This is a genomic window from Intrasporangium zincisolvens (assembly GCF_034724055.1).
Lineage (GTDB): Bacteria > Actinomycetota > Actinomycetes > Actinomycetales > Dermatophilaceae > Monashia > Monashia zincisolvens.
Genome location: NZ_JAWIIL010000003.1, coordinates 199855 through 220459, shown reverse-complemented (window position 1 = coordinate 220459; position 20605 = coordinate 199855). Strand labels below are relative to the sequence as shown.

General features: G+C 72.4%; 23 protein-coding genes and 1 pseudogene. 11 read left to right on the top strand and 13 right to left on the bottom strand.

Annotation, left to right across the window (positions count from 1 at the left end; all coding sequences use genetic code 11):
• Positions 1 to 24 precede the first annotated feature (24 nt).
• A complete protein-coding gene (gene serA / locus RY076_RS09560; protein ID WP_323097426.1) occupies positions 25 to 1236 on the top strand; it encodes a phosphoglycerate dehydrogenase in 1212 nt (403 codons plus the stop codon).
• A gap of 136 nt (positions 1237 to 1372) precedes the next feature.
• Here the strand turns inward: serA and RY076_RS09555 are convergent, their stop codons facing one another.
• Entirely contained in the window at positions 1373 to 2266 is an 894-nt protein-coding gene (locus RY076_RS09555) for a DMT family transporter (protein WP_323097425.1), read from the bottom strand.
• Positions 2267 to 2501: 235 nt separating this feature from the next.
• Here RY076_RS09555 and RY076_RS09550 point away from each other — a divergent pair, with 235 nt between their 5' ends.
• Together RY076_RS09550 and RY076_RS09545 are read left to right on the top strand one after the other, a co-directional pair.
• Positions 2502 to 2837 (top strand): DUF4760 domain-containing protein, encoded by a 336-nt coding sequence (locus RY076_RS09550; RefSeq protein WP_323097424.1) that lies wholly within the window; start codon positions 2502 to 2504, stop codon positions 2835 to 2837.
• A 44-nt stretch (positions 2838 to 2881) separates the two neighbouring features.
• Positions 2882 to 3859 (top strand): glycoside hydrolase family protein, encoded by a 978-nt coding sequence (locus RY076_RS09545; protein WP_323097423.1) that lies wholly within the window; start codon positions 2882 to 2884, stop codon positions 3857 to 3859.
• A gap of 73 nt (positions 3860 to 3932) precedes the next feature.
• Here the strand turns inward: RY076_RS09545 and RY076_RS09540 are convergent, their stop codons facing one another.
• Positions 3933 to 4892: a hypothetical protein gene (locus tag RY076_RS09540; protein ID WP_323097422.1), complete on the bottom strand. Its 960-nt coding sequence runs from the start codon at positions 4890 to 4892 to the stop codon at positions 3933 to 3935.
• Positions 4893 to 5082: 190 nt separating this feature from the next.
• Between RY076_RS09540 and RY076_RS09535 the strand changes: the two genes are divergently transcribed.
• Positions 5083 to 5466 carry a hypothetical protein gene (locus tag RY076_RS09535; RefSeq protein WP_323097421.1) on the top strand — a complete coding sequence of 128 codons (384 nt, stop codon included), beginning with the start codon at positions 5083 to 5085 and terminating at the stop codon, positions 5464 to 5466.
• On the opposite strand, the gene RY076_RS09530 is transcribed toward RY076_RS09535, so the two are convergent.
• The 5 genes from RY076_RS09530 to RY076_RS09510 all read right to left on the bottom strand — a co-directional run bounded on the left by RY076_RS09530 (position 5436) and on the right by RY076_RS09510 (position 11000).
• Positions 5436 to 6707 (bottom strand): MFS transporter, encoded by a 1272-nt coding sequence (locus tag RY076_RS09530; protein WP_323097420.1) that lies wholly within the window; start codon positions 6705 to 6707, stop codon positions 5436 to 5438. The two genes, RY076_RS09535 and RY076_RS09530, sit on opposite strands and share 31 nt — an antisense overlap.
• A gap of 81 nt (positions 6708 to 6788) precedes the next feature.
• On the bottom strand, positions 6789 to 7787 hold the full coding sequence (locus RY076_RS09525) for an aldo/keto reductase (protein ID WP_323097419.1): 999 nt from the start codon (positions 7785 to 7787) through the stop codon (positions 6789 to 6791).
• A gap of 28 nt (positions 7788 to 7815) precedes the next feature.
• Positions 7816 to 8568: an SDR family oxidoreductase gene (locus RY076_RS09520; protein ID WP_323097418.1), complete on the bottom strand. Its 753-nt coding sequence runs from the start codon at positions 8566 to 8568 to the stop codon at positions 7816 to 7818.
• 45 nt (positions 8569 to 8613) lie between these two features.
• Positions 8614 to 9507: an aldo/keto reductase gene (locus tag RY076_RS09515; RefSeq protein WP_323097417.1), complete on the bottom strand. Its 894-nt coding sequence runs from the start codon at positions 9505 to 9507 to the stop codon at positions 8614 to 8616.
• Positions 9508 to 9524: 17 nt separating this feature from the next.
• Entirely contained in the window at positions 9525 to 11000 is a 1476-nt protein-coding gene (locus RY076_RS09510; RefSeq protein WP_323097416.1) for an MFS transporter, read from the bottom strand.
• A 102-nt stretch (positions 11001 to 11102) separates the two neighbouring features.
• Here RY076_RS09510 and RY076_RS09505 point away from each other — a divergent pair, with 102 nt between their 5' ends.
• Positions 11103 to 11984, top strand: a complete 882-nt coding sequence (locus RY076_RS09505; RefSeq protein ID WP_323097415.1) for a helix-turn-helix transcriptional regulator — start codon at positions 11103 to 11105, stop codon at positions 11982 to 11984.
• Between the two features lie 28 nt (positions 11985 to 12012).
• On the opposite strand, the gene RY076_RS09500 is transcribed toward RY076_RS09505, so the two are convergent.
• Positions 12013 to 12276: a DUF1905 domain-containing protein gene (locus tag RY076_RS09500; RefSeq protein WP_323097414.1), complete on the bottom strand. Its 264-nt coding sequence runs from the start codon at positions 12274 to 12276 to the stop codon at positions 12013 to 12015.
• Positions 12277 to 12371: 95 nt separating this feature from the next.
• On the opposite strand from RY076_RS09500, the gene RY076_RS09495 reads away from it, so the two are divergent.
• Positions 12372 to 13904, top strand: coding sequence for a CYTH and CHAD domain-containing protein (locus tag RY076_RS09495; protein WP_323097413.1), 1533 nt, complete (start codon positions 12372 to 12374; stop codon positions 13902 to 13904).
• Between the two features lie 293 nt (positions 13905 to 14197).
• Here RY076_RS09495 and RY076_RS09490 read toward each other — a convergent pair whose 3' ends face one another.
• Positions 14198 to 14641, bottom strand: coding sequence for a DUF1810 domain-containing protein (locus RY076_RS09490; protein WP_323097412.1), 444 nt, complete (start codon positions 14639 to 14641; stop codon positions 14198 to 14200).
• On the opposite strand from RY076_RS09490, the gene RY076_RS09485 reads away from it, so the two are divergent.
• Together RY076_RS09485 and RY076_RS09480 are read left to right on the top strand one after the other, a co-directional pair.
• A complete protein-coding gene (locus RY076_RS09485; RefSeq protein ID WP_323097411.1) occupies positions 14640 to 15242 on the top strand; it encodes a GNAT family N-acetyltransferase in 603 nt (200 codons plus the stop codon). The two genes, RY076_RS09490 and RY076_RS09485, sit on opposite strands and share 2 nt — an antisense overlap.
• A gap of 61 nt (positions 15243 to 15303) precedes the next feature.
• On the top strand, positions 15304 to 15630 hold the full coding sequence (locus tag RY076_RS09480; protein WP_323097410.1) for a VOC family protein: 327 nt from the start codon (positions 15304 to 15306) through the stop codon (positions 15628 to 15630).
• A gap of 86 nt (positions 15631 to 15716) precedes the next feature.
• Here the strand turns inward: RY076_RS09480 and RY076_RS23650 are convergent.
• A pseudogene (locus tag RY076_RS23650) lies at positions 15717 to 16001 on the bottom strand (VanZ family protein); the annotation flags it as partial.
• Positions 16002 to 16264: 263 nt separating this feature from the next.
• Entirely contained in the window at positions 16265 to 16987 is a 723-nt protein-coding gene (locus RY076_RS09475; RefSeq protein ID WP_323097409.1) for a M15 family metallopeptidase, read from the bottom strand.
• An 86-nt stretch (positions 16988 to 17073) separates the two neighbouring features.
• Here RY076_RS09475 and RY076_RS09470 point away from each other — a divergent pair, with 86 nt between their 5' ends.
• The 3 genes from RY076_RS09470 (at position 17074) to RY076_RS09460 (ending at position 19425) form a co-directional block, all read left to right on the top strand.
• Entirely contained in the window at positions 17074 to 17778 is a 705-nt protein-coding gene (locus tag RY076_RS09470) for a response regulator transcription factor (protein WP_323097408.1), read from the top strand.
• 22 nt (positions 17779 to 17800) lie between these two features.
• Complete coding sequence (locus RY076_RS09465; RefSeq protein WP_323098252.1) at positions 17801 to 18895, top strand: sensor histidine kinase; 1095 nt, start codon at positions 17801 to 17803, stop codon at positions 18893 to 18895.
• Between the two features lie 71 nt (positions 18896 to 18966).
• Complete coding sequence (locus RY076_RS09460) at positions 18967 to 19425, top strand: methyltransferase family protein (protein WP_323097407.1); 459 nt, start codon at positions 18967 to 18969, stop codon at positions 19423 to 19425.
• A 34-nt stretch (positions 19426 to 19459) separates the two neighbouring features.
• On the opposite strand, the gene RY076_RS09455 is transcribed toward RY076_RS09460, so the two are convergent.
• Both RY076_RS09455 and RY076_RS09450 read right to left on the bottom strand, forming a co-directional pair.
• On the bottom strand, positions 19460 to 20266 hold the full coding sequence (locus tag RY076_RS09455) for a peptidoglycan DD-metalloendopeptidase family protein (protein ID WP_323097406.1): 807 nt from the start codon (positions 20264 to 20266) through the stop codon (positions 19460 to 19462).
• 3 nt (positions 20267 to 20269) lie between these two features.
• Positions 20270 to 20548 carry a hypothetical protein gene (locus tag RY076_RS09450; protein ID WP_323097405.1) on the bottom strand — a complete coding sequence of 93 codons (279 nt, stop codon included), beginning with the start codon at positions 20546 to 20548 and terminating at the stop codon, positions 20270 to 20272.
• Positions 20549 to 20605 lie beyond the last annotated feature (57 nt).

Sequence of the window (20605 nt, the reverse complement as noted above, 5' to 3'; positions counted from 1 at the left end):
CGGGACACCCCGAGGGAGACACGCGTGAAGGTACTGCTGCTGGAGAACGTCCACCCCGTCGCACCCGAGGCGTTCCGTCGCAACGGCTTCGAGGTCGAGACCCGCTCCGGATCGCTGAGCGAGCACGAGCTCATCGAGGCCCTCGAGGGCGTCACGGTGCTCGGCATCCGCTCCAACACGAAGGTCACCGCGGCCGTCCTCGACGCCGCCCCCGACCTGCGCGCGGTCGGCTGCTTCTGCATCGGCACCAACCAGGTCGACCTCGGCCGCGCCACCGAGCTCGGCGTCGGCGTCTTCAACGCCCCGTTCTCGAACACCCGCAGCGTCGTCGAGCTCGTCCTCGGCGAGGTCATCGCCCTCGCTCGCCGCCTGCCGGAGAAGACCCAGAAGATGCACGACGGCATCTGGGACAAGTCGGCCAAGGGCGCCTACGAGACCCGCGGCCGCACGCTCGGCATCGTCGGCTACGGCAACATCGGCACGCAGCTGTCGAACGTGGCCGAGGCGATCGGCCTGCGCGTCGTCTTCTTCGACACGGCCGACCGGCCGGCGCACGGCAACGCCCGCCGCATGGGCTCGCTCGACGAGCTGCTCGAGCAGTCGGACGTCGTCAGCCTCCACGTCGACGGTCGTCCGGGCAACGCGGGCCTCTTCGGCGCCGAGCAGTTCGCCATGATGAAGCCCGGCTCGGTGTTCATCAACGCCTCGCGCGGCATGGTCGTCGACGACGAGGCCCTGCGCGACCACATCCTGTCCGGCCACCTCTCCGGTGCGGCGATCGACGTCTTCCCCACCGAGCCGAAGGCCCAGGGCGACCCGTTCGAGTCGCCACTGCGCGGCCTCGAGAACGTCATCCTCACCCCTCACGTCGGCGGGTCCACCGCCGAGGCGCAGGAGGAGATCGGCTCGTTCGTTGCGGGCAAGCTCGGCGGCTACATCGCCGAGGGCGCGACGTCCCTGTCGGTCAACCTGCCCGAGGTCCTCCCCACGCCGCGCGACGGCTCCTTCCGGATGGCGCTGCTGCACCACAACATCCCCGGCGTCCTCGCCTCGATCAACAACACGCTGGCCGCGGCCGGGGTCAACGTCGTCGGCCAGTCGCTCGCGACCCGCGGCCAGCTCGGCTACGTCGTCACCGACACCGACGTACCACTGGCCGACGAGACCCTCACCGCGCTGCGCGACGGGCACGAGGCGCTGCACCTCGAGTCCTGGCCCAGCGAGTCGGCGCAGTAGCCCGACCCGACGCCACGGCGCCGTCGACCTGGCAGGAAGCCAGGTCGACGGCGGTGCGGGAGGGACCAGCGAGCTCAGCAGCACTCGNCCGTGCCCGCCCCCCCGGCCCACGGCGGTGCGGGAGGGACCAGCGAGCTCAGCAGCACTCGACGCGTGGTGCCATGGCGTCGCAGCAGTCGCGCGGCCCGAGCTCGGCAAGGGTCATGCCCGCGATGACCAGCAGCCCCCCGGCCCAGCCGGCCCAGCCGAGGCCGGCCTCACCCACGGCGGCAGCGAGGACGGCTGCGAACACGGGTTCCATGGTCATGACGACCGCCGCGGCGGTGGCCGTGAGGGCGGACTGCGCCCAGGCCTGCACGACGAAGCCGATGCAGGTGGCGACGATGCCCAGGTAGAGGACCGCCTCCCACGCGTCGGGGGTGGCCGGGACCGTGATCCCCCGTTCGGTCGCCATGGCGCAGGCAGCGCAGAGCACCGCTGCGACGGTCACGCTGACGGCGGTCATGCCGTACGCGTTCTCCCGGGTGGCCCACTGGCTCAGGCCGGTGATGTGCACGGCGAAGCACGCGGCGCCGCCCAGGGTGAGCGCGGCGCCCAGGACCGAGGGCGTGCCGACGCCTCCGGCGAGGGCCGCGATGCCGACGGTGGAGAGCGCCACGGCGACCCATCCGGCACGACCGACCTGCTCCGTGAAGACGAGTGCCGCGACGACGGGCGTCAGGATGACGGCGGCACCGGTGAGGAAGCCCGACACCCCTGCGAGGGTGTGCTGCAGGCCGCTGGTCTGGAGGAGGAAGCCGCCGGCCAGTGCCACCCCCAACAAGCCGGAGCGCCGCAGCTCGGACCGGGTCAGCCGTGCCACCGTGGCCCCACGGACGAGCAGGAGCGCGGCAGCGCCGATGCCGAAGCGCCAGGTCAGGAACGAGGCGGGGTCCAGCTCGTCGAGGGAGTCCTTGGTGATGATGAACGTGGAGCCCCACACGGCAGTCGCCGCCAGCAGGGCCGCGGTTGCCGGGAGGGTCCGGGACATCCGACGCGTCGTCACACGGGTTCGCCTTCACGCTGCGTCGAGCGACGACTCGACGGGACCTCCACACACGGAGACTCCGTGTCCACGCTAGCCCGCGCGGCTGCCCGCGGCTCGGCGTTCACAGGGCTGACCCGTGGCGCAAACAGCCTCCAGGACGCGGGTCCGCGAGTAGCGTCGATGGCGTCAGCATCGAGGACCGAGGGGCGGGGACCGAGGCCGGACAGGAGAAGGTCACGTGGCCAACCGTGAGGACGCAGCCCTGCTCGTGCAGCTCGCGCAGTGGGGCTCGGCGATGGGCATCGAGGAAGCACAGCACGCGGTGTGGGCCGACACGTTCGACCCCGAGACGGCGTCGGTCGACGACCTTCTCGTGTCGCGGATCCTGACCTGGGGCGAGACGATCGGGACGCTCACGAAGAACGGGCTGCTCGACACCGATCTCGTGCTGGACTGGCTCTGGGTGTCAGGGCTCTGGGGACGCGTCGGGCCGGCGGCGACGAAGCTGCGCGACAAGCTCGGCGTGCCCGAGCTGTACGAGAACTTCGAGGCACTGGCGGGACGGCAGGACTGATCCGCCACTCCCTCTCGGGAGGCGCCCGGTGCCAGACTCGGCCCATGCTGCGCCTCGAGGACCACTGGGTCTGGGACGCCTGGACCGTCACCGACGGCGACCGGGTCCACCTGTTCTACCTGCACGCCCCGAGGTCGCTCGGCGACCCGGGCCTGCGCCACGTCAACGCGAGCGTCGGGCACGCCGTGTCGACGGACTGCGTCGACTGGGAGGTGCTCGGCGAGACCTTCGCGCCCTCCGAGGAGGGCTTCGACGACCTTGCGATCTGGACGGGCTCGACCATCCGGGAGGGTGACCGCTGGCGGATGTTCTACACCGCCATCTCCACGGCGGGGCACCACATCTACGACCAGCGCATCGGCTCGGCCGTGTCCGAGGACCTGCACCACTGGACGCGCGTGTCCGCCGAGCCGGCCCTGCGCGTCGACCCCCACCACTACAAGACGCTCTCGTCGCATCCCGGCCTCACCGAGGGCCCCGACCTCGAGGGCAGCAGCGAGACGTGGCGCGACCCCCTCGTGCTGCCGGACCCCGACGGAGACGGCTGGCACCTGCTGGTGACCGCCCGCGCCCGCGACGCGGCCTCGCACGACGACGGCGTCATCGCCCACGCGTGGAGTGCGGACCTCGATGCGTGGGAGGTGCGCCCGCCGCTCAGCGCCCCCGGCGCGGGGTTCGGCCAGCTCGAGGTGCTGCGCAGCCAGGTCGTCGACGGCGTGCCGATTCTCGTCTTCACCTGCCACCCCGACGAGATGACGCCCGAACGCCGGCGCGACGCCGACGGGTGCTGCACGTGGTCGGTGCCCTCCCCCGGGCTGCTCGGGCCCTGGGACCTGACGCGCGCCCGGCCGTTCCGGGCCGACCCGACGCTCTTCGCGGCCCCGGTCGTGACGCGCGCCGATGGCAGCACGGTGATCTTCGGCTTCCACCACGACGGCGAGGACGGCTCCCTGTGGATCGGCGACCCGATGCCCGTGACGGTCGACGCCGGAGGCTACCTCGTCCCCGCCGACGCGTCGTAGCGCAGTCCCCGCCTCGCTGGCGGTTGGACCGCCGCGTCATCGACATCCACCCGGCCCCCTGCACGCACCCGGCTCAGGGGAGCTCGGCCCCCGGGGCCGGCGGTGGCGGCCCCACCGGGCCGAGGGTCTGACGCAGCTCGTGGCGAGCGGCGTCGATCGCAGCCCGACGCGTCCGGAAGTCGTCGGCGCTGCCTCCCGACCCGCCGGCGACGTCGGTGCCGACGGCCTCGACGAGGCGGGCCAGCTGGTCGCGAAGGTTCGTCGCAGCCGCGGCACGCTGCTCGTCCGGGGCGTCGGCCACGAGCGCGTGCAGGCTCTCGTCGATCGCGAGGAGCCGCGGTTGCGCCGCGCTCCAGATCGCCTGTGCCTCTCCGGTCGTCGGCGTCGAGAGCACCTGGGCGGTCAGCGCGTCCTCGACCCACGAGGCCTCGGCCCTCGCGGCGTCGAGCCGGGCGTCCCACGCCGCGAGCACCTGGTTGGCGCGGCGGCGAGCCAGGAGCAGCCACGCGAGGAGGCCGAGCACGACCAGGGCGAGGAGCAGCCACGGCCACCAGACCGTCCCCTCGTCGGAGATCGGCGTCGCGGCCACCTCTCCAGAAGGCGGTGTCGTGCTCTCGGACGGGGTGGGCGTCGCGGTCGTGGGCGTCGCGGTCACGGTCGCCGTGTTCGTCTGGGTCACGGTCGCTGTGTTCGTCTGGGTCACCGTCGCCGTGTTCGTCTGGGTCACCGTGGCGGTGTTGGTCTGGGTCACGGTCGCCGTCTGCGTGACACCCGGCCGTGTGGCCGTGGGCCTCTCGGACGCCTCGCTGCTCGTCGGGCTCGGAGAGGCCGCCGGTGTCTCGGCCGGGGTCTGGCTCGGGCTCTCGCTGGAGCGCGTGAGGGTGGGCAGCGTCAGGCTGGGCGCTGCGGCGCTCGTCGGGCTGGTCCGCGACACCGCCGTCGGCAGTGTGACCGAACCGCCGCCGGTGCATCCGGCGGTCGCGACGACGACGAGCGCGGCCACGGCGCTCAACCTGCGGACGTGTCCTCCCATGAGCGATTGTGCCGTCAGACGACCACCCCGGCGCGTCACCCTCCCGGAGTGACGTCGTCGGATACGGCTGCTCCGCCTCGTTTCCCTCCGATGCGGGTCGGAGCGACCGCTGCCGTGCCATGCTCCCCTGAGCAGGCGTCGACGGTCACGGCACGGTAGGACGTGCTGACGCAGCAGCCCAGGGGGACCCATGAATACACGCGTAGCCGCTGTGGCCGTAGCAGCCGCAGCCTTCTTGGCCGCCGGCTCCTTCGCGCTCGGGCGCGCCACGGGCGACGACGTCACCTGGCTCACGGGCACGGCGACGCTCGGGGGCGACGAGTGGTCGCCACAGTTCTCGGCCAGGTCGGGCACGGGCGACGACTGGACCTACGGCGCCAGCGGTTCGGTGTCTCGGTGGGTCGACGCCCGCGGCGAGAGCCACCACGGCGGGTGGCCCGAGTGCCTGCTGCCTCCCACCGAACAGCACCCGAACCGCCCTCAGGACGTGCCGATCAGGTTCGCCACCGTGCCGGTCGACGAGGGGCAGTTCGGCTCCGGACCTCAGGTGGTCGCGGTCGACTGCCGGTCCTGAGCGCCCTGGTGCGCCACGGTGCGCCACGGCAGCAGAGCCGCGCTCGTGAGCAGGACGACGGACCCGACGACGAGGCTGGTGCGCGTGCTGGTCACGGCAGCGAGCAGGCCACCGGCCAGGATGAAGACCGGCTGGGCGGTCCTGGAGCTGACCGACCACGCAGTGGCGACCCGGGACAGGTGCGAGTCGGCAGTCGCTTCCATCCGGTAGGTGACGAACGTCGGGTTGAACACCCCGGCGCAGAACAGCAGCAGGAACTCCGAGGCGACGATCAGGGCCAGTCCCCCTGCGCCGGAAGGCGCCCAGGGCACCAGGCCGAGCCACAGGGTCCGGCCCACCCCGAACGTCAAAAGGATCCGTCGCGCGCCGAAACGGGCCGTGAGCCGCTTCGTGCACAGCGACCCGACAACGCCGCCGAGACCGGGAACGCCCAGTGCGAGCCCGTACTGCCACGGGGTGAAGGCGAGGTCGCGAAGCATCAGGACGGCGAGGAGCGGGGACGCCATCATGATGCAGCCGCCGAAGACCATGGCGTTCCAGAAGAGCGCTCGAAGACCCGGGTGGCCGAAGATGTGACGCCAGCCCGCAGTGACGTCCTCTCGCCAGTGCCGTTGGCCCGCAGGGCGTTCGGGAGGTGCAGGTTCGCTCGACCGCAGTGAGCGGATCCCGATCGCGGAGAGAAGGAAGCTGACGGAGTCGATGACCAGGGTGGTCGTGGCGCCGAGCCACGTGATGAGCAGACCGCCCAGTGGCGGGCCGGCACTGGTCGCGGTCCAGAACGTGCTCTCGAAGCGGCTGTTGGCCTCGAGGCGCAGCGCGGGTGGCACCAGCCCCTTCAGGTGCGCCCCGCTCGCCGCCCCGAAGACGATGCTCCCGGACGTGCAGACGACGCCGACGAGGCACAGCTGCAGGTAGGTCAGCGCGTCGAAGGCGACCGCCAGCGGGACGCTGCCCAGCGCACCGAAGCGCACGAGGTCGGCGGCGACCATGATCGGCCGCTTGCGACGGAACTCGACGACGGACCCGATCGGCAGCGCGATGACCGCGCTGGAGACGGCAGACAGCGCGGCCAGGAGGCTGACCTGCGCCGCCCCCGCGTCGAGCACCACGAGCGCGACGAACGGCAGGGCCCCGGCCCCGATGGCGCTGCCCAGCTCGCTCGCCGAGTAGGCGGCCCAGAGCCGATGGAAGTCCGGTGGCAGCCTCTCGTCCGGTCGGACGTCCACGGAGGCTGGCAGCACGCGCCCGAACGTAGACCACCGCACCCACGACCGCCCTCACCGCCTCGCCGGGGCCATCCGCGGCCGTCGCGGCCGCCCGCGTCAGCGGTCGATCATGCGCTGCATGGCCTCCGGGTACCGGGCGCCCTGGACCTCGATGCCGGCCGACGCCCGGTCCAGCTCGTCCAGGTCCTCGGCCGTGAGCTGGAGGTCCACGGCGCCGAGGTTCTCCTCCAGACGTGCCGGACGCCGGGTCCCGGGGATCGGGGCGATCCAGGGCTTCTGCGCCAGCAGCCATGCGAGCGCGACCTGCCCGACCGTCGCGCCCTTGCGACGGGCGACGCTCTTGACCTGGTCGACGAGTGCCAGGTTGGCCTGCAGGGCCTCCTGCTCGAAGCGCGGCAGCGTGGCCCGGATGTCGCCCTCCCCGAAGCGCGAGTCGGCGGTGACCTGCCCGGTCAGGAACCCGCGCCCGAGCGGGCTGAACGGCACGAACCCGATGCCGAGCTCCTCGAGCGCGGGCAGGATCGCTTCCTCCGGCTCGCGCCAGAACAGCGAGTACTCGCTCTGCAGCGCCGTCACGGGCTGTACCGCGTGGGCGCGGCGGATCGTGGCGACACCGGCCTCCGACAGGCCGAAGTGGCGCACCTTTCCGGCGTCGATGAGCTCCTTGACGGCGCCGGCGACCTCCTCGATGGGGACGTCGGGATCGACGCGGTGCTGGTAGAGCAGGTCGATGGCGTCGGTGCGCAGCCGGCGCAGCGAGCCCTCGACAGCGGTGCGGATGTTCTCGGGTCGGCTGGTGACGCCGGTCTGCGTGCCGTTCTCGTCAAAGGCGAAGCCGAACTTCGTTGCGATGACGACGTTCTCGCGGACCGGCTGCAGCGCCTCGCCGACGAGGTCCTCGTTGTGGAAGGGGCCGTAGACCTCCGCGGTGTCGAAGAAGGTCACCCCTCGCTCGACCGCGGCGCGCAGGAAGGTGATCATCTCCTCGCGCGGGGGCCGCGGACCGAACGACTGGCTCATGCCCATGCAGCCGAGGCCGAGGGCGGAGACCTCCAGGGCTGACGTGCCGGGGGTGCCGAGGGTGCGTGTCTTCATGTGCGGTTCTCCTTCGTGGTGGGAGCGGTCACAGCTGCCCGGCGGGGCGTAGCAGGATCTCGTTGATGGCCAGGCGGCGTGGCCGGCTGAGGGTGAAGGCGATGACCTCGGCGACGTCCTCCGCCGTGACCTGGGCCTGGTCGTAGAGCCGGCCGACGCCCTCGCGGGTCTCGGCGTGCGTGATGTGCGTGGGCAGCTCGGTGGCGACGACGCCGGGCTCGATGAGCGTGACACGCACGTCGGGCAGCAGCTCCTGGCGGAGCGACTCGGACCATCCGTTCATGCCCCACTTGGTGGCCGCGTAGACACCGTTGCCGGCGCGGGCGGTGCGGCCGGCGACGGAGGAGATGTTGATGATGTCGCTGCCTCCGTCGGGGGCGGCGGCCTTCAGCTGGTCGAGGAAGACCTCCGTGACGGTGATCGCGCCGAGCAGGTTCACCTCCACCATGTGTCGGTAGTCGTCACGCCGGTCGGCGCCGAAGGGGCCGAGCAGCATGACGCCGGCGTTGTTGACGAGCACCGACGCCGGGCCGAGCTCGGACTGCACCCGCTCGGCCGCCGCCACCAGGCTCGCCCGGTCGGTGACGTCGGCTTCGAGGGCGAGGGCTCCGTTGCCGAGCTCCTCTGCGAGGGCGGCGATCCGGTCGGCGCGTCGGGCCAGCAGCGCGACGCGATGGCCGGCTGCGGCAAGGGCGCGCGCGGTGGCGGCGCCGATCCCCGAAGAGGCGCCGGTGACGACGGCGACCCGGTTCGGCCTGCTGGTTCCAGTGGTGGTGGTCATGGGTGGTGTCCTCTCGTTCAGGAGGCCGGGGACCCGGCGTGCAGGTCAGGCTTCGGGGATGGGGCGGCCGAAGGCCTCGAGGGTGATGTCGGCCGGCTCCGGGCCTCCCCGCTGGTCGGTGTCCAGGGCGTCGATCGCGGCGAGCTCGGCATCGGTGAGGGCGAAGTCGAAGACGTCGACGTTCTCGGCGATGCGGTGTGCCTTGGTGGACTTGGGGATGGCGGAGCGGCCCTGCTGCAGGTGCCAGCGCAGCATCACCTGCGCGGGGGTCTTGCCGTGGGCGGTGGCGATGCCGCCGATGACGGGGTCCTGCAGGGTGCTGCCGTGGCTGCCGTCGCGGTAGAACGTGATGCCGCCGATGGGTGACCAGGCCTGGGTGAGGATCCCGTGCCGGGCGCCGAGCTGCTGCACCTCACGCTGCTGGAAGTAGGGGTGGACCTCGATCTGGTTGACCGCAGGCACGACCTTCGCCCGGTCCAGCAGGGCGGTGAGGTGCTCGACCATGAAGTTGCTGACGCCGATGGCGCGGACCCTGCCGTCCGCGAGCAGCGTCTCGAGCGCCCGGTAGGCCTCAAGTGTCCTGTCGAAGGCGGACGGGAGGGCCTGGTGCAGGATGAGCAGGTCGATCTGCTCGACGCCGAGCTTGGCCGCACTCTTGTCGAAGCCGTGCAGGGTCTGGTCGTAGCCGTAGTCACTGATCCAGATCTTCGTCTCGAGGAAGATGTCGTCGCGGTCGATGCCGGACGAGCGGACGGCGTCGCCGACCTCACGCTCGTTGCCGTAGGCAGCGGCGGTGTCGATGTGGCGGTAACCGGAGGCGAGCGCGGCCTCGACGGCCGCGCGGGTCTCCTCGGGCGGGGTCTGGAAGACGCCGAGCCCGATGGCGGGCATCTCGACGTCGTTGTTCAGCGTCAGCGTGTTCTCGGGGGTGGGGGTCATGGTGGGGCTTCCTGTCTTCAGGTGGTGACGGGTGGGTGGTGGGGGCCGGCGACGCACCCCGCGCGTCGGGTCGCGGTACGGCTGCGGCGGTGGGCGGGCACGAGCAGGGCGAGGACGACGAGCAGGCCCAGGGCGAGCAGGATGCTGCTACCCCGCAGGGCCACGGTGAAGCGGGCACCGGCGTCGGGCGCGCCGGCCGAGACGGCCACGAGGACGGCGAGGCCCATCGTCGTGCCGAACTGGTGGAAGGTGTTGACGAGGCCCGACGCGGCACCTGCGTCCTCCATCGGCGCGTCGACGATGCCGAACGAGGTGAGCGGCGCGAAGGCCAGGCCCTGGCCGGCGCCGACGAGGAGCATCGGGGCGGCGATCGCGGCGAGGTAGCCGTGGTCCGGGCCGGCGAGGCTGAGCCACGCCATGCCGGCCAGCGTCAGCCCGACGCCGGTGGCGAGCATCGAGGCGGCGTCCCAGCGCCGGGCCAGGCGTGGCACGGCCGAGGCGACGGCGAAGTTGACGACCGTCATGGGCAGGAACCCGAGGCCGGCCTGCAGCGCCGTGAAGCCGAGCGTGTCCTGCATCAGCTGGCTGGTGAAGAAGAAGAACCCGATCATGGCGCCGAGGTAGGCCGCACGGGTCAGGTAGGCCGCGACGCGGCGGCGGTCGGCGAAGAGGCGCAGCGGCATGATCGGCTGGGACGCCCGGCGCTCTCGCGCCACGAGGAGGACGAGCAGCGTCACGCCGCTGACGAGCGCGACCAGCACCGTGGAGCTGGTCCAGCCGTGGTCGGCGGAGTCGATGACCGAGAACGCGAGCGCGCCGGTCCCCAGCGTCGCGAGGACCGCACCCGGCAGGTCGAAGGCGCCGCTGCGCGTCTCGGTCTCGGGCAGGTACTTCGGCGCGAGCAGCACCATGGCGATCCCGATGGGCAGGTTGACGAAGAAGCCGGCGCGCCAGGAGATCCAGTCGGCGGCCGCTCCACCGACGACGAGGCCGAGGCTCGCCCCGATGCCGGCCGTCGCGCCGTACAGCGCGACGGCGCGCGAGCGGCTCTGTCCTTCAGGGAAGCTCGCGGTCAGCAGGGACAGCGAAGAGGGGGCGACGATCGCGGCCCCGATGCCCTGGACGGCCCGGGCCACCACGAGCCACGTGCCGTTGGGGGCCGACCCGACGAGGGCTGAGGCGATGACGAAGACGAGCAGGCCCGCGACGAACACGCGGCGTCGGCCGAGCAGGTCGCCGAGCCGTGCGCCGAGCAGCAGCAGGCCGCCGAAGACGAGGGTGTACGCGTCCTGCACCCACGACAGCTGCGTCTGCGGCAGGTGCAGGTCGGCGCGGATCGAGGGCACGCCGGTGAACACGACGGAGTTGTCGAGCAGGATGAGGAAGTAGCTGACGAGGATGATCGCGAGGATCCCGCGGGTGCGCACCGGGCGACGCGTCGGGGCTGCCGGTGCCGCCGGCGGCGAGTCGGCAAGGGTGGTCTGTGTGGTCACGTGTTCCAGAGAACCGCGTCGAGGACGCGCAAGGGAGCCCCTGTCGAGAGAGGTACCGGCAGGGACTGCCACGCCACCCGTCGGGTACCTACCGTGGAGACCGTGAACGCCAAGGACGAGCTGCGCGACTTCCTGGTGACCCGCCGCGCGCGACTGACACCGGAGCAGGCCGGCCTGCCCGTCTACGGGTCCAACCGCCGCGTCGCCGGCCTGCGCCGCGAGGAGGCGGCGCTGCTCGCCGGGATCAGCGTCGAGTACTTCACCAAGCTCGAGCGCGGCAACGTCGGCTCGGTGTCCGAGGGTGTCCTCGACGGCGTCGCGCACGCCCTCCAGCTCGACGACGCCGAGCGTGACCACCTCTACCGGCTCGTGCGCGCCGTCTCCACCCGCAAGCCCGCGCGCCGGGCCCCGTCCCGACGCCGCGTCCGGCCCACGATCCAACGGATGCTCGACCTCATGCCGACGCCGGCCTACCTGCGCAACGGGCGCTTCGACATCCTCGCGACCAACGACCTCGGACGCGCTCTCTACAGCCCGATCTTCGAGGAGTCGGACCACCCCAACACCGCGCGCTTCGTGTTCCTCAGCCCCGACGCGCCCGAGTTCTTCACCCACTTCGACCGGATCCAGACCGACGCCGTCGCCTACCTGCGGGCCGAGGCCGGCCGCGACCCGTACGACAAGGAGCTGCAGGACCTCATCGGCGAGCTGTCCACGCGCAGTGAGCGATTCCGGCAGCTGTGGGCCGCCCACGACGTCCGCTACCACCGCTCCGGCACCAAGAGCTTCCACCACCCGCTGGTGGGCGAGCTCACCCTCGACTTCGAGGCGTTCACCCTGCCGGGCGACGAGGGGCAGCGGCTCAACGTCTACACGGCCGCCCCCGACAGTCCGGCCGCCGACGCACTCGCACTGCTCGCCAGCTGGGCCACGACGCCGGTCGGACGCCCGCTCGACGCGCCCGTCGACCACGAGCCGACGTGAGAGGCGACGCGTTAGGCGTGACCGGCCGTCAGCGCTCGGGATCGGCCACGAGCTCGACCTCGACCTCGTCACCCGCGCCGCGGCCCGTCTGCTTGCGGGTCTCCGCGTTGAACGAGACGAGGTAGCGACCGCCCATGACGCCGATCGTGGTCCTGTACGTGTAGCCGCCGTCGATCGTGACGATGACGGGCACCCGCTTGCCGCGGTCGAAGGCGAGCACCGTCGCCTCGGGCACGACGATGCCGACGTTGTTGCCGCCGGTCGCCTCGAGCACGGTACGGAAGGTCGCCATGCGGACCACGATAGCCACGCAGAAGGGCTCCTCCTGGCGAACGGAAGGGGGCCATTGGCCTGTGCCGGAAGGCTCCGGCGGACCAAGATCAGAGCATGGGCGCTTCGCAGGTGGACGAGACCGAGCTCAAGTTCGACGTGGGGACGGAGACCGTCTTCCCGAACCTCACCGCGGCCGAGGGCGTGGTCTCGGTCGAGCAGCCCGAAGACCTCCGTCTCGAGGCCGTGTACTACGACACGCCGCACCACGACCTCGCACGCCACGGGATGACGCTGCGCCGGCGCTCCGGTGGCACCGATGACGGGTGGACCCTCAAGCTGCCCGCCGGGCCGGACACCCGGACCGAGGTGCGCGTGCCGCTCGGGACCGCCGACGACGACGGGCTGCCCGAGGAGCTGCGCGCCCGCGCCCGTGGTGTCACCCGGAACCGGCCCCTCTCCCCCGTCGTCGCGCTGAGCACGTCCCGGCGGGAGTACGCCGTCTGCGACGCCGACGGCGGCGTCCTCGCCCGGGTCACCGACGACTCGGTGCGTGCGCGACTCCTCGCGACCGAGGGTCCCGAGCAGACGTGGCGCGAGTGGGAGGTCGAGCTCGACCAGGGGCCGGCACCGGTGCTCGATGCCCTCGCCGACGTCCTGCTCGAGGCGGGCGCGACCCCCGCGGCCGTCGCGTCGAAGCTGGCTCGCGCGCTGGGTGACACCCTCGCCGCCGAGGCGGACCGAGCGACCCGCGGGACGCTTCCGGACGGGACCGCCGGCGCGCTGTGGGCGACGCACCTGGCAGAGCAGGTCGACCGGCTGCACGAGCAGGACGCCCGCCTCCGAGCAGAGCTGCCCGAGTCGGTCCACCGCCTGCGCATCGCCGCCCGGACGATGCGCTCCGCACTCACGACCTTCCGCCCCGTCCTCGACCGACGCGTCACGGATCCCGTGCGCGAGGAGCTGCGGTGGCTCGGTCAGGAGCTCGCCCCCGCGCGCGATGCCCAGGTGCTGCGCGAGCACCTCATCGAGCTCATCGACGCCGAGCCCCCCGAGCTGGTCATGGGGCCCGTCGCGACCCGCATCGACGACGAGTTGGGCGCGGACCACGAGTCCGGGCTCGCGAAGGCCGCCGAAGCGATCAACGGCGAGCGCTACCTGCGCCTGCTCGACGCTCTCGACGACCTCCTGGCCGATCCGCCGCTGCGGCCGGGCGCCGCGACGCCGGCACGCACGGTGGCGCGTCGACTGCTGACCCGGGACCTCCAGCGGCTCCGACAGGCGGTGGGTGACATCGCGGACGCCTCCGGCCAAGCCGAGCGCGACGCGGCCCATCACGAGGCCCGCAAGAAGGCGAAGCGCCTCCGCTATGCGGCCGAGGCCGCAGGCCCGACGCTGGGCAAGCGGGCCCGCGCGCTCGGCAAGGACGCCAAGCGGGTGCAGAAGATCCTCGGCACCCATCAGGACGCGGTGACCGCGCGCGTTCGGCTGCGCGAGCTCGGCGTCCAGGCGCACCTCGCCGGCGAGAACAGCTTCACCTACGGCCGGCTGCACGCCCTCGAGCAGGCGCGCGCCGAGCGGGCCGAGGCGGAGTTCGAGGAAGTCTGGGCGACGTTCTGTCGCAAGCAGGTCCGCCGCTGGGTGCGCTGAGGGCAGGGCGCCTCCCCGACGCCGCCCGGCGGGCGGTCGCTGTCGAGTCCCGTCCGAGCCGTCCGCGTCGTGCGATGACGATGAGTCGCAGGTCGTCCTCGGCATCGAGGACTGGACGTCATGAGCACCAACTCGGTCGTCACGGCGTCCGGCGCGACCGCACTGGCGGTCGCGGCTGCCTGCACCCAGGACGCTATCCGTCGACAGCCCCGAACAGCGCCGCCCCGATGGACGGTTCGCCGAACAGTCCGTGAACGCCGTGCGATCGGCCGGCCGCCGGCCGAGCACCCGGCTCAGGCAAGGAGGGCCGTGGTCCTCGGGTCATGCTCACCGGCGAAGTACCGGTCGAGCACTCGCTGGAAGAGCCGCTCGTCGTCCTCGTCCTGCGCCGCGGCGACGAAGAGGGTCATGGAGGAGCGCAGCTTCATCGCGTCGATGCTCGAGCCCATCACGTCGACCGGGTCGCGCGAGCCGGCGTCGGCCACGGCGAGCGCCGCCTCGCGGAGCCGGGCCCCGAGCACCGGGTGGGCCAGGTAGGCGCGGCCCTCGTCGAGGCCACTGACCGCGTAGGTGCGGGCCGTCGGGCTCTGGCCCAGTCCGGCCACCTGCGGGAAGACGAACCACATCCAGTGCGACTGCTTGCGCCCGGCGCGCAGCTCGGCGAGCGCCCGCTCGTAGGTCCCACCGGCGTCCTGCGCCGTCACGAAGCGAGCCAGGCTGAAAGCGTCGTCGACCATGCGTCGATCGTGCCTCACCGAGACGGGCATCGGAGCGCAGCGGATGGGCTACTGTCCGGTCGACATGGAGCTGTCCTGGCCCTTGGCCCACGACCGGATCACGGTGCGACCAGCCGAAGACGCCGATGCGGAGGCCTTTCTCGACTACAAGCGTCGGGCGGAGTGCCAGGCCTACGTCACTCGCACCGTCGACACCCTCGAGCAGTCGAAGTCCCTGATCGCCGAGCGGCGCGCCGACCCCGACGCACTCCTGTGCGCCGTCCTGCTCGACGGTCAGGTCGTCGGCGACATCGGCGGGCGTCGGTACCTGCCCGAGACACTGGGACCCCAGCCGGACGTCAGCGACTTCTACCTCGGCTACTCGATCAACCCCGACCACTGGAACCGCGGCGTCGCCAGCGCAGCGACCGGTCTCGTCGTCATCGCCCTGCACCGAGCCGGGATCCGCCGGATCGTCGCGAAGACGTTCGCGGAGAACGCCGCATCCATCCGCGTCCTCGTGAAGAACGGGTTCGCGCTCGAGGCCACCGAGCGCCTCGCCGTCCTCGGCAGGGACGGCCGCTGGCTCGACGACTGCACCCTGGCCCATCTGGCCCCGTAATGCTCCGCCGTCGAGCACCCGCACCGTCGGACCGCCTAGGTTCCTGAGCATGGTGTCTCACGTGAAGTCAGTGACGTTCGACTGCACCGACGCCCTGGCGCTCGCTGCGTTCTGGGCCGCCGCCCTCGGCTCGAACGTCGACGAGGACAGCACCGCCGACCGCGCCTGGGTCGAGCCCGCCGGCTGGGGTGGCCCCAACCTGTGGTTCCGACGCGTCCCGGAGCCGAAGACCGCCAAGAACCGCCAGCACTTCGACCTCCGGGCCATGGGACCGGTCGACGCCGAAGTCGAGAGGCTCGTCGCGCTCGGCGGTCGCGTCATCCGTGCCGACGGCGAGCTGGTCGTCATGGCCGACCCCGAGGGGAACGAGTTCTGCGTGGAACCCTGAGGCCCGCCGTGGCCCGTGGAGCGCCCTGACCTCGCGACACCACGGACGCGCGCGTCGCGCCACCAGCGTCGCGAGGCGAGGGCCGCCAGCCCGGCGCCGATGGTGTTGAGCAGCACGTCGTCGATCGACGACACCCGGTCGAGCATCAGGACGTACTGGGCGGTCTCGATCGACGCCGACACGACCGCCGCGGCCACGAGTATCCGCGGCAAGGACGCCACGGCCGCGAACCGCAGGGGCGCCAGCAACCCCGGCACTGCCAGGAGGAGGAGGTTGCCGACGGCCTGGAAGGTCCCCATGTGGGGCAGGTCCTGCAGCGGCACGAGGCTCACGGCGCCGCTGACGGAGCCCGCGCGGGCGCCGGGATCCATGGTCAGCCACAGCGCCGGCAGCATCGCGTAGACCAGGCCGACCTCGGTCGCTGCGGTACGCGTCGCCCACGCGGGTGCGACGCCGGCGCTCCTCCGCCTCCGTGCCAGCACCCAGACCGCCAGTGCGACCACCGGCAGTACGGCGATGGTGACCGCGGCCAGGTGGTCGTACATGCCGAACCACCCGTGCCACGCGTCGTTCGGCAGCAACGCCCGGGGCGGGTTTGTGACGGGGCCGGGCCCGGCGGCAGGGACACGGTCGGTCACCGCTGCGTCCTCGGGTCCTGGGTGGGGTCGGCGTACCGGGAGGGACAGCCGTCGTGCACCGCGTCGGGCCGAAGCTCGTAGTGCCACGGCTCGTTGTCGTAGACCTGGCACAGACCGAACCGGGCGCCGTGCGAGGCCAGCCATGTCGCGGCGTCCGCCTTCCCCACGTCGACGGCGTGGCCGGACACGTGGGCCGACGTCGCGGGAGTGGAGACCCATCGGGCTGCCTCCGCCCGCGAGCCGTACTGTGCGACGGCGTCGTCGAGCAGCTTCTCCTGGTACGCCCCGGACCGCCAGCCGCTGGAGACGTAGATCTCGACCCGGTCGGCGTCGGCGTCCGTCGACGCGTCCCGGAGCGCGCGGAGCAGCTCCGGGTCGAGGTTGGCGACGCCGGGGTGGTCGTCGAAGGCCGTCACGCCACCCGGCAGCTCCCCGTCCTCCGCGCCGACGTCGCCGTGTCCCTCACCACCGAGTCGGCCGGGGGGCACGTCTGGTGGTTGGGCAGTTCGGCGGGCCACCTGCGACGCGCGGTGCGGCGACGCGTCGACCGGCGACGCGTCGGCCGGGCCTGCGAGCGCCCCCGACGTCTGCGGGCCGGCCGGGTCGTCACCAGCGCCGCAGCCGGCGACGCCGGGCAGCGCCAGGGTTATGAGGAGGACTGCGAGAAGGGCCGATCGGGCGCGTCGGCGAGTCGGGACGGGGTGCTGTTCATGGGGCATGCGACCAGTCAAGGCAGCGGCGTGTTGCCGGGCCGTACGCGGTTTTCGATACGCCCACGACAGGTGCGGCTCTCTAGCATCGGGTCATGCGCGTGCTGGTGGTGGAGGACGAGCCGTACCTGGCGGACGCCGTCCGCACCGGGCTGCGACTGGAGGCGATCGCGGCCGACGTCGCCGGCGACGGGAAGACCGCGCTCGAGCTCCTCAGCACCAACACCTACGACATCGCCGTCCTCGACCGCGACGTCCCCGGCCCCTCGGGCGACGAGATCGCCAGGCGCATCGTCGCCTCCGGCTCCGGGATGCCCATCCTCATGCTCACCGCCGCCGACCGGCTCGACGACAAGGCCTCCGGGTTCGAGCTCGGCGCGGACGACTACCTCACCAAGCCCTTCGAGTTCCAGGAGCTCGTGCTGCGGCCCAGGGCGTTGGACCGCAGGCGGGCCCACCATCGGCCTCCCGTCCGCGAGATCGCCGGCCTTCGGCTCGACCCGTTCCGCCGGGAGGTCTACCGCGACGGCCGCTACGTCGCGCTGACCCGCAAGCAGTTCGCCGTGCTCGAGGTGCTCGTCGCGGCCGAGGGAGGGGTCGTCAGCGCCGAGCAGCTGCTCGAGCGGGCCTGGGACGAGAACGCCGACCCGTTCACCAACGCGGTGCGCATCACCGTCTCGGCCCTGCGCAAACGGCTCGGCGAACCGTGGGTGATCGCCACCGTGCCGGGCGTCGGCTATCGGATCGATGGCGAGCCGGGCGCGTCGGGTGCGACAGGCCGGGGAGCGACCCGTGGATAGGGACGTGGACCGGACCCCGGGGATGAGCGTCCGTCTCAAGCTCACCCTCAGCTACGCCGGGTTCCTCATGGTCGCCGGCGGCCTGCTGCTCGCCACGGTGTGGGTCTTCCTCCTGCGGTACGTGCCCGACCGGTCGAGCTTCGGCCCCGGGCCGTTCAACCCGACGCGTTCGGACCTCGCGGACGCGTTCACGCCCCGGGCGGTCCAGGCCCTCGCGTTCCTGCTGGTCCTGGGTCTCGTCGGTGGATGGTTCCTCTCCGGCCGGATGCTCGCTCCCCTGACGCGCATCACGCGCGCCACACGTCGGGCCGCGACGGGGTCGCTGTCCCACCGCATCGAGCTGGAGGGCCGCCGGGACGAGTTCCGTGAGCTCGCCGACAGCTTCGACGCCATGCTGGCCCGCCTCGAGGCGCACGTCGCCGAGCAGCAGCGCTTCGCCGCCAACGCCTCCCACGAGCTGCGCACACCCCTGGCGATCACCCAGACACTCCTCGACGTCGCCCGCCGGGACCCGGACCGCGACGTCGGCGAGCTCCTCGACCGCCTGCAGGTCGTCAACACCAGGGCCATCGACCTCACCGAGGCCCTGCTCCTGCTCAGCCGCGCCGACCAGCGGTCCTTCAGCCCCGAACCCGTCGACCTGTCCCTCCTCGCCGAGGACGCCACCGAGACGCTGCTCCCCCTGGCGGTGCGGTACGGCGTCACGCTCGAGCCCTCCGGCGACCCGGCCGCCACCGCCGGTTCCCCGACGCTCCTGCTGCAGATGGCGACGAACCTCGTGCACAACGCGATCGTCCACAACCTTCCCGACCACGGCACGGTGTGGGTCAGCACGAGGGCCGAGCCCGGGGCCGCGGTGCTCGCCGTGGAGAACACCGGCGAGGAGCTCAGCCCGCAGCTGGTGTCGACGCTCGTCGAGCCGTTCAGGCGGGGTGCCGACCGCCTCCGCGCCGATCACTCCGACCCCTCCGACCACTCCGACCACCCGGACCACTCGCGGGTCGGGCTGGGCCTGGCCATCGTCGACCGCATCGTCCAGGCGCACGACGGCACCCTCACGCTCGAGCCGCGCCGTGGCGGCGGTCTCCGCGTCACGGTCCGGCTGCCCGCCGCCTGACGCCGGGCGCGAGCAGACCCCCGCCGCGCTGCCCGGCGCTCGACGCGGGTCGCGAGTGGGACGATCGCTGCGTGGATGCCCCGTCGTTCCGGGTGTGGCCGCCCGTGGCCTTGGGCGTGCCGCTGCTGCTCGGCGTCGCCCTCACGAACACGATCGGCGACCCGTTCACGATCCCCGCCGACCCGGCGCGCCGCCTCGGCTGGCTGCTGGCCGGGGCGTTCGTCCTCTGGAACGGGTGGACGCTGTGGGTCATGGCCGCGCGGGGCACCTCCGTCCTGCCGGGAGGCGCCACGACGCAGCTGCTCCGGTCGGGCCCCTTCCGCGTCAGCCGGAACCCCCTCTACCTGGGCCTGATCGCGCTGGACGTCGCGCTCTCGCTGCTGGCGCCCTCGGCCTGGGCGTTGGTGCTCGTACCCGTCGGCGTCGCCGTGCTGTTCTGGGGCGCGATCCGGCCGGAGGAGCGGTACCTGTCGGACAAGTTCGGCGCGGACTACGACGCCTACCGTGCCCGGGTGCGTCGGTGGCTCTAGCGGTTCGGGCTCCTGCGCGAGAGGAAGCGTGGTGCTACTGGTGGTGCGCTCGCGCCATCGCCACCCAGGTCATCTGTCCCACGAGACCCTTCGCAGGAGAGACGTCGTGGTCCTCCTGCCACCGCTTGACCTTGTCCCGGGTCGCGAGGTCGTAGAGGCCCGTGATGCTGGCCCCGGCGGCCTTCTGGATCTGGCGGATGTGCGTCTGGATGCTCTGCTGGTCCAGGAAGCCCGACGCCTTCCAGCCCCGGCCCGTGCCCGCGGCCTTGCGGCCCGAGTAGAACGCCTTGCCCGGGGTGCTCGGCCCGTAGTAGCTGCCCGCCTGCCCCGGCTCGGGCCACCAGTCCGGGATCCACTGCATGGGCAGCGAGTAGTCGACGCGTGGCGCCTGCGCGGGATGCGAGGCGGCGAGCACGGGTGCGACCTGGAAGTCGATGCTCGGCTGCGGGTTGACGTGGACGCCGCAGTGCCAGCCACTGGTGTCCTTGTGGCGCTCGAGGTGCAGGTGCGGGGTGTTGGTGTTGCCCTCCAGCCCGACCTCGCCGATCTTGTCCCCCGCCTTCACCTGGACGCCGTCGGCGATGCGCGTCCGCATGTGGGCGTAGAAGTCCACGGTCCCGCCGGCGACCTCGACCGCCACCTGGTGCTCGCCGAGGGCGTTGCCGAAGTCGACGTGCCGGGCGACACCGGGTCGCGCGGCGAAGACGGCGACGCCGATGTCGGTGAGCAGGTCGACGCCGGTGTGAATCCCCTTCCCCGCGGCGTTCTTGTCGCAGGACCACAAGGTGCCGCGCGCACCGAACCCGAATCCGAGCGTGAACGTCTTGAGCGGCCGCACCATCGCTCAGCCCTCCATCTCTTCGTTCGGCACGCGCGCCTGCGACGGAGCCCGCCCCACCTCGATGGCGAAGGACTCACCGAACTCCTCGACCCACACGTGGTCCTCGACATCACCGTCCTCGGGCGTCGGCAGCGGGTCGAACACGTCGTCGTTCTCGACGTAGTCCTCCGGCGGTGGCCCGACCTCGGGCGTGCGATGCCGCAGCTGGGACAGCGACGCGTCGACCGACGCGTTCTCCAGCTCGGGAGCGCCCGATGGTGTCGGCTCTGACGACATGGTCATGATGTGCTCCTTCCCCGTGGCGACTGCTCGGATCAAGCCGGGGACCGTGCGCGGCGG

Excerpts from the sequence above, each read along its gene's own strand:
- RY076_RS09555 (WP_323097425.1), bottom strand. The coding sequence starts at position 2,266 with ATGTCCCGGACCCTCCCGGCAACCGCGGCCCTGCTGGCGGCGACTGCC.
- RY076_RS09545 (WP_323097423.1), top strand. The coding sequence starts at position 2,882 with ATGCTGCGCCTCGAGGACCACTGGGTCTGGGACGCCTGGACCGTCACC.
- RY076_RS09540 (WP_323097422.1), bottom strand. The coding sequence starts at position 4,892 with ATGGGAGGACACGTCCGCAGGTTGAGCGCCGTGGCCGCGCTCGTCGTC.
- RY076_RS09535 (WP_323097421.1), top strand. The coding sequence starts at position 5,083 with ATGAATACACGCGTAGCCGCTGTGGCCGTAGCAGCCGCAGCCTTCTTG.
- RY076_RS09525 (WP_323097419.1), bottom strand. The coding sequence starts at position 7,787 with ATGAAGACACGCACCCTCGGCACCCCCGGCACGTCAGCCCTGGAGGTC.
- RY076_RS09520 (WP_323097418.1), bottom strand. The coding sequence starts at position 8,568 with ATGACCACCACCACTGGAACCAGCAGGCCGAACCGGGTCGCCGTCGTC.
- RY076_RS09515 (WP_323097417.1), bottom strand. The coding sequence starts at position 9,507 with ATGACCCCCACCCCCGAGAACACGCTGACGCTGAACAACGACGTCGAG.
- RY076_RS09500 (WP_323097414.1), bottom strand. The coding sequence starts at position 12,276 with ATGGCGACCTTCCGTACCGTGCTCGAGGCGACCGGCGGCAACAACGTC.
- RY076_RS09495 (WP_323097413.1), top strand. The coding sequence starts at position 12,372 with ATGGGCGCTTCGCAGGTGGACGAGACCGAGCTCAAGTTCGACGTGGGG.
- RY076_RS09485 (WP_323097411.1), top strand. The coding sequence starts at position 14,640 with ATGCGTCGATCGTGCCTCACCGAGACGGGCATCGGAGCGCAGCGGATG.
- RY076_RS09490 (WP_323097412.1), bottom strand. The coding sequence starts at position 14,641 with ATGGTCGACGACGCTTTCAGCCTGGCTCGCTTCGTGACGGCGCAGGAC.
- RY076_RS09475 (WP_323097409.1), bottom strand. The coding sequence starts at position 16,987 with ATGCCCCATGAACAGCACCCCGTCCCGACTCGCCGACGCGCCCGATCG.
- RY076_RS09470 (WP_323097408.1), top strand. The coding sequence starts at position 17,074 with ATGCGCGTGCTGGTGGTGGAGGACGAGCCGTACCTGGCGGACGCCGTC.
- RY076_RS09465 (WP_323098252.1), top strand. The coding sequence starts at position 17,801 with ATGAGCGTCCGTCTCAAGCTCACCCTCAGCTACGCCGGGTTCCTCATG.
- RY076_RS09455 (WP_323097406.1), bottom strand. The coding sequence starts at position 20,266 with ATGGTGCGGCCGCTCAAGACGTTCACGCTCGGATTCGGGTTCGGTGCG.
- RY076_RS09450 (WP_323097405.1), bottom strand. The coding sequence starts at position 20,548 with ATGACCATGTCGTCAGAGCCGACACCATCGGGCGCTCCCGAGCTGGAG.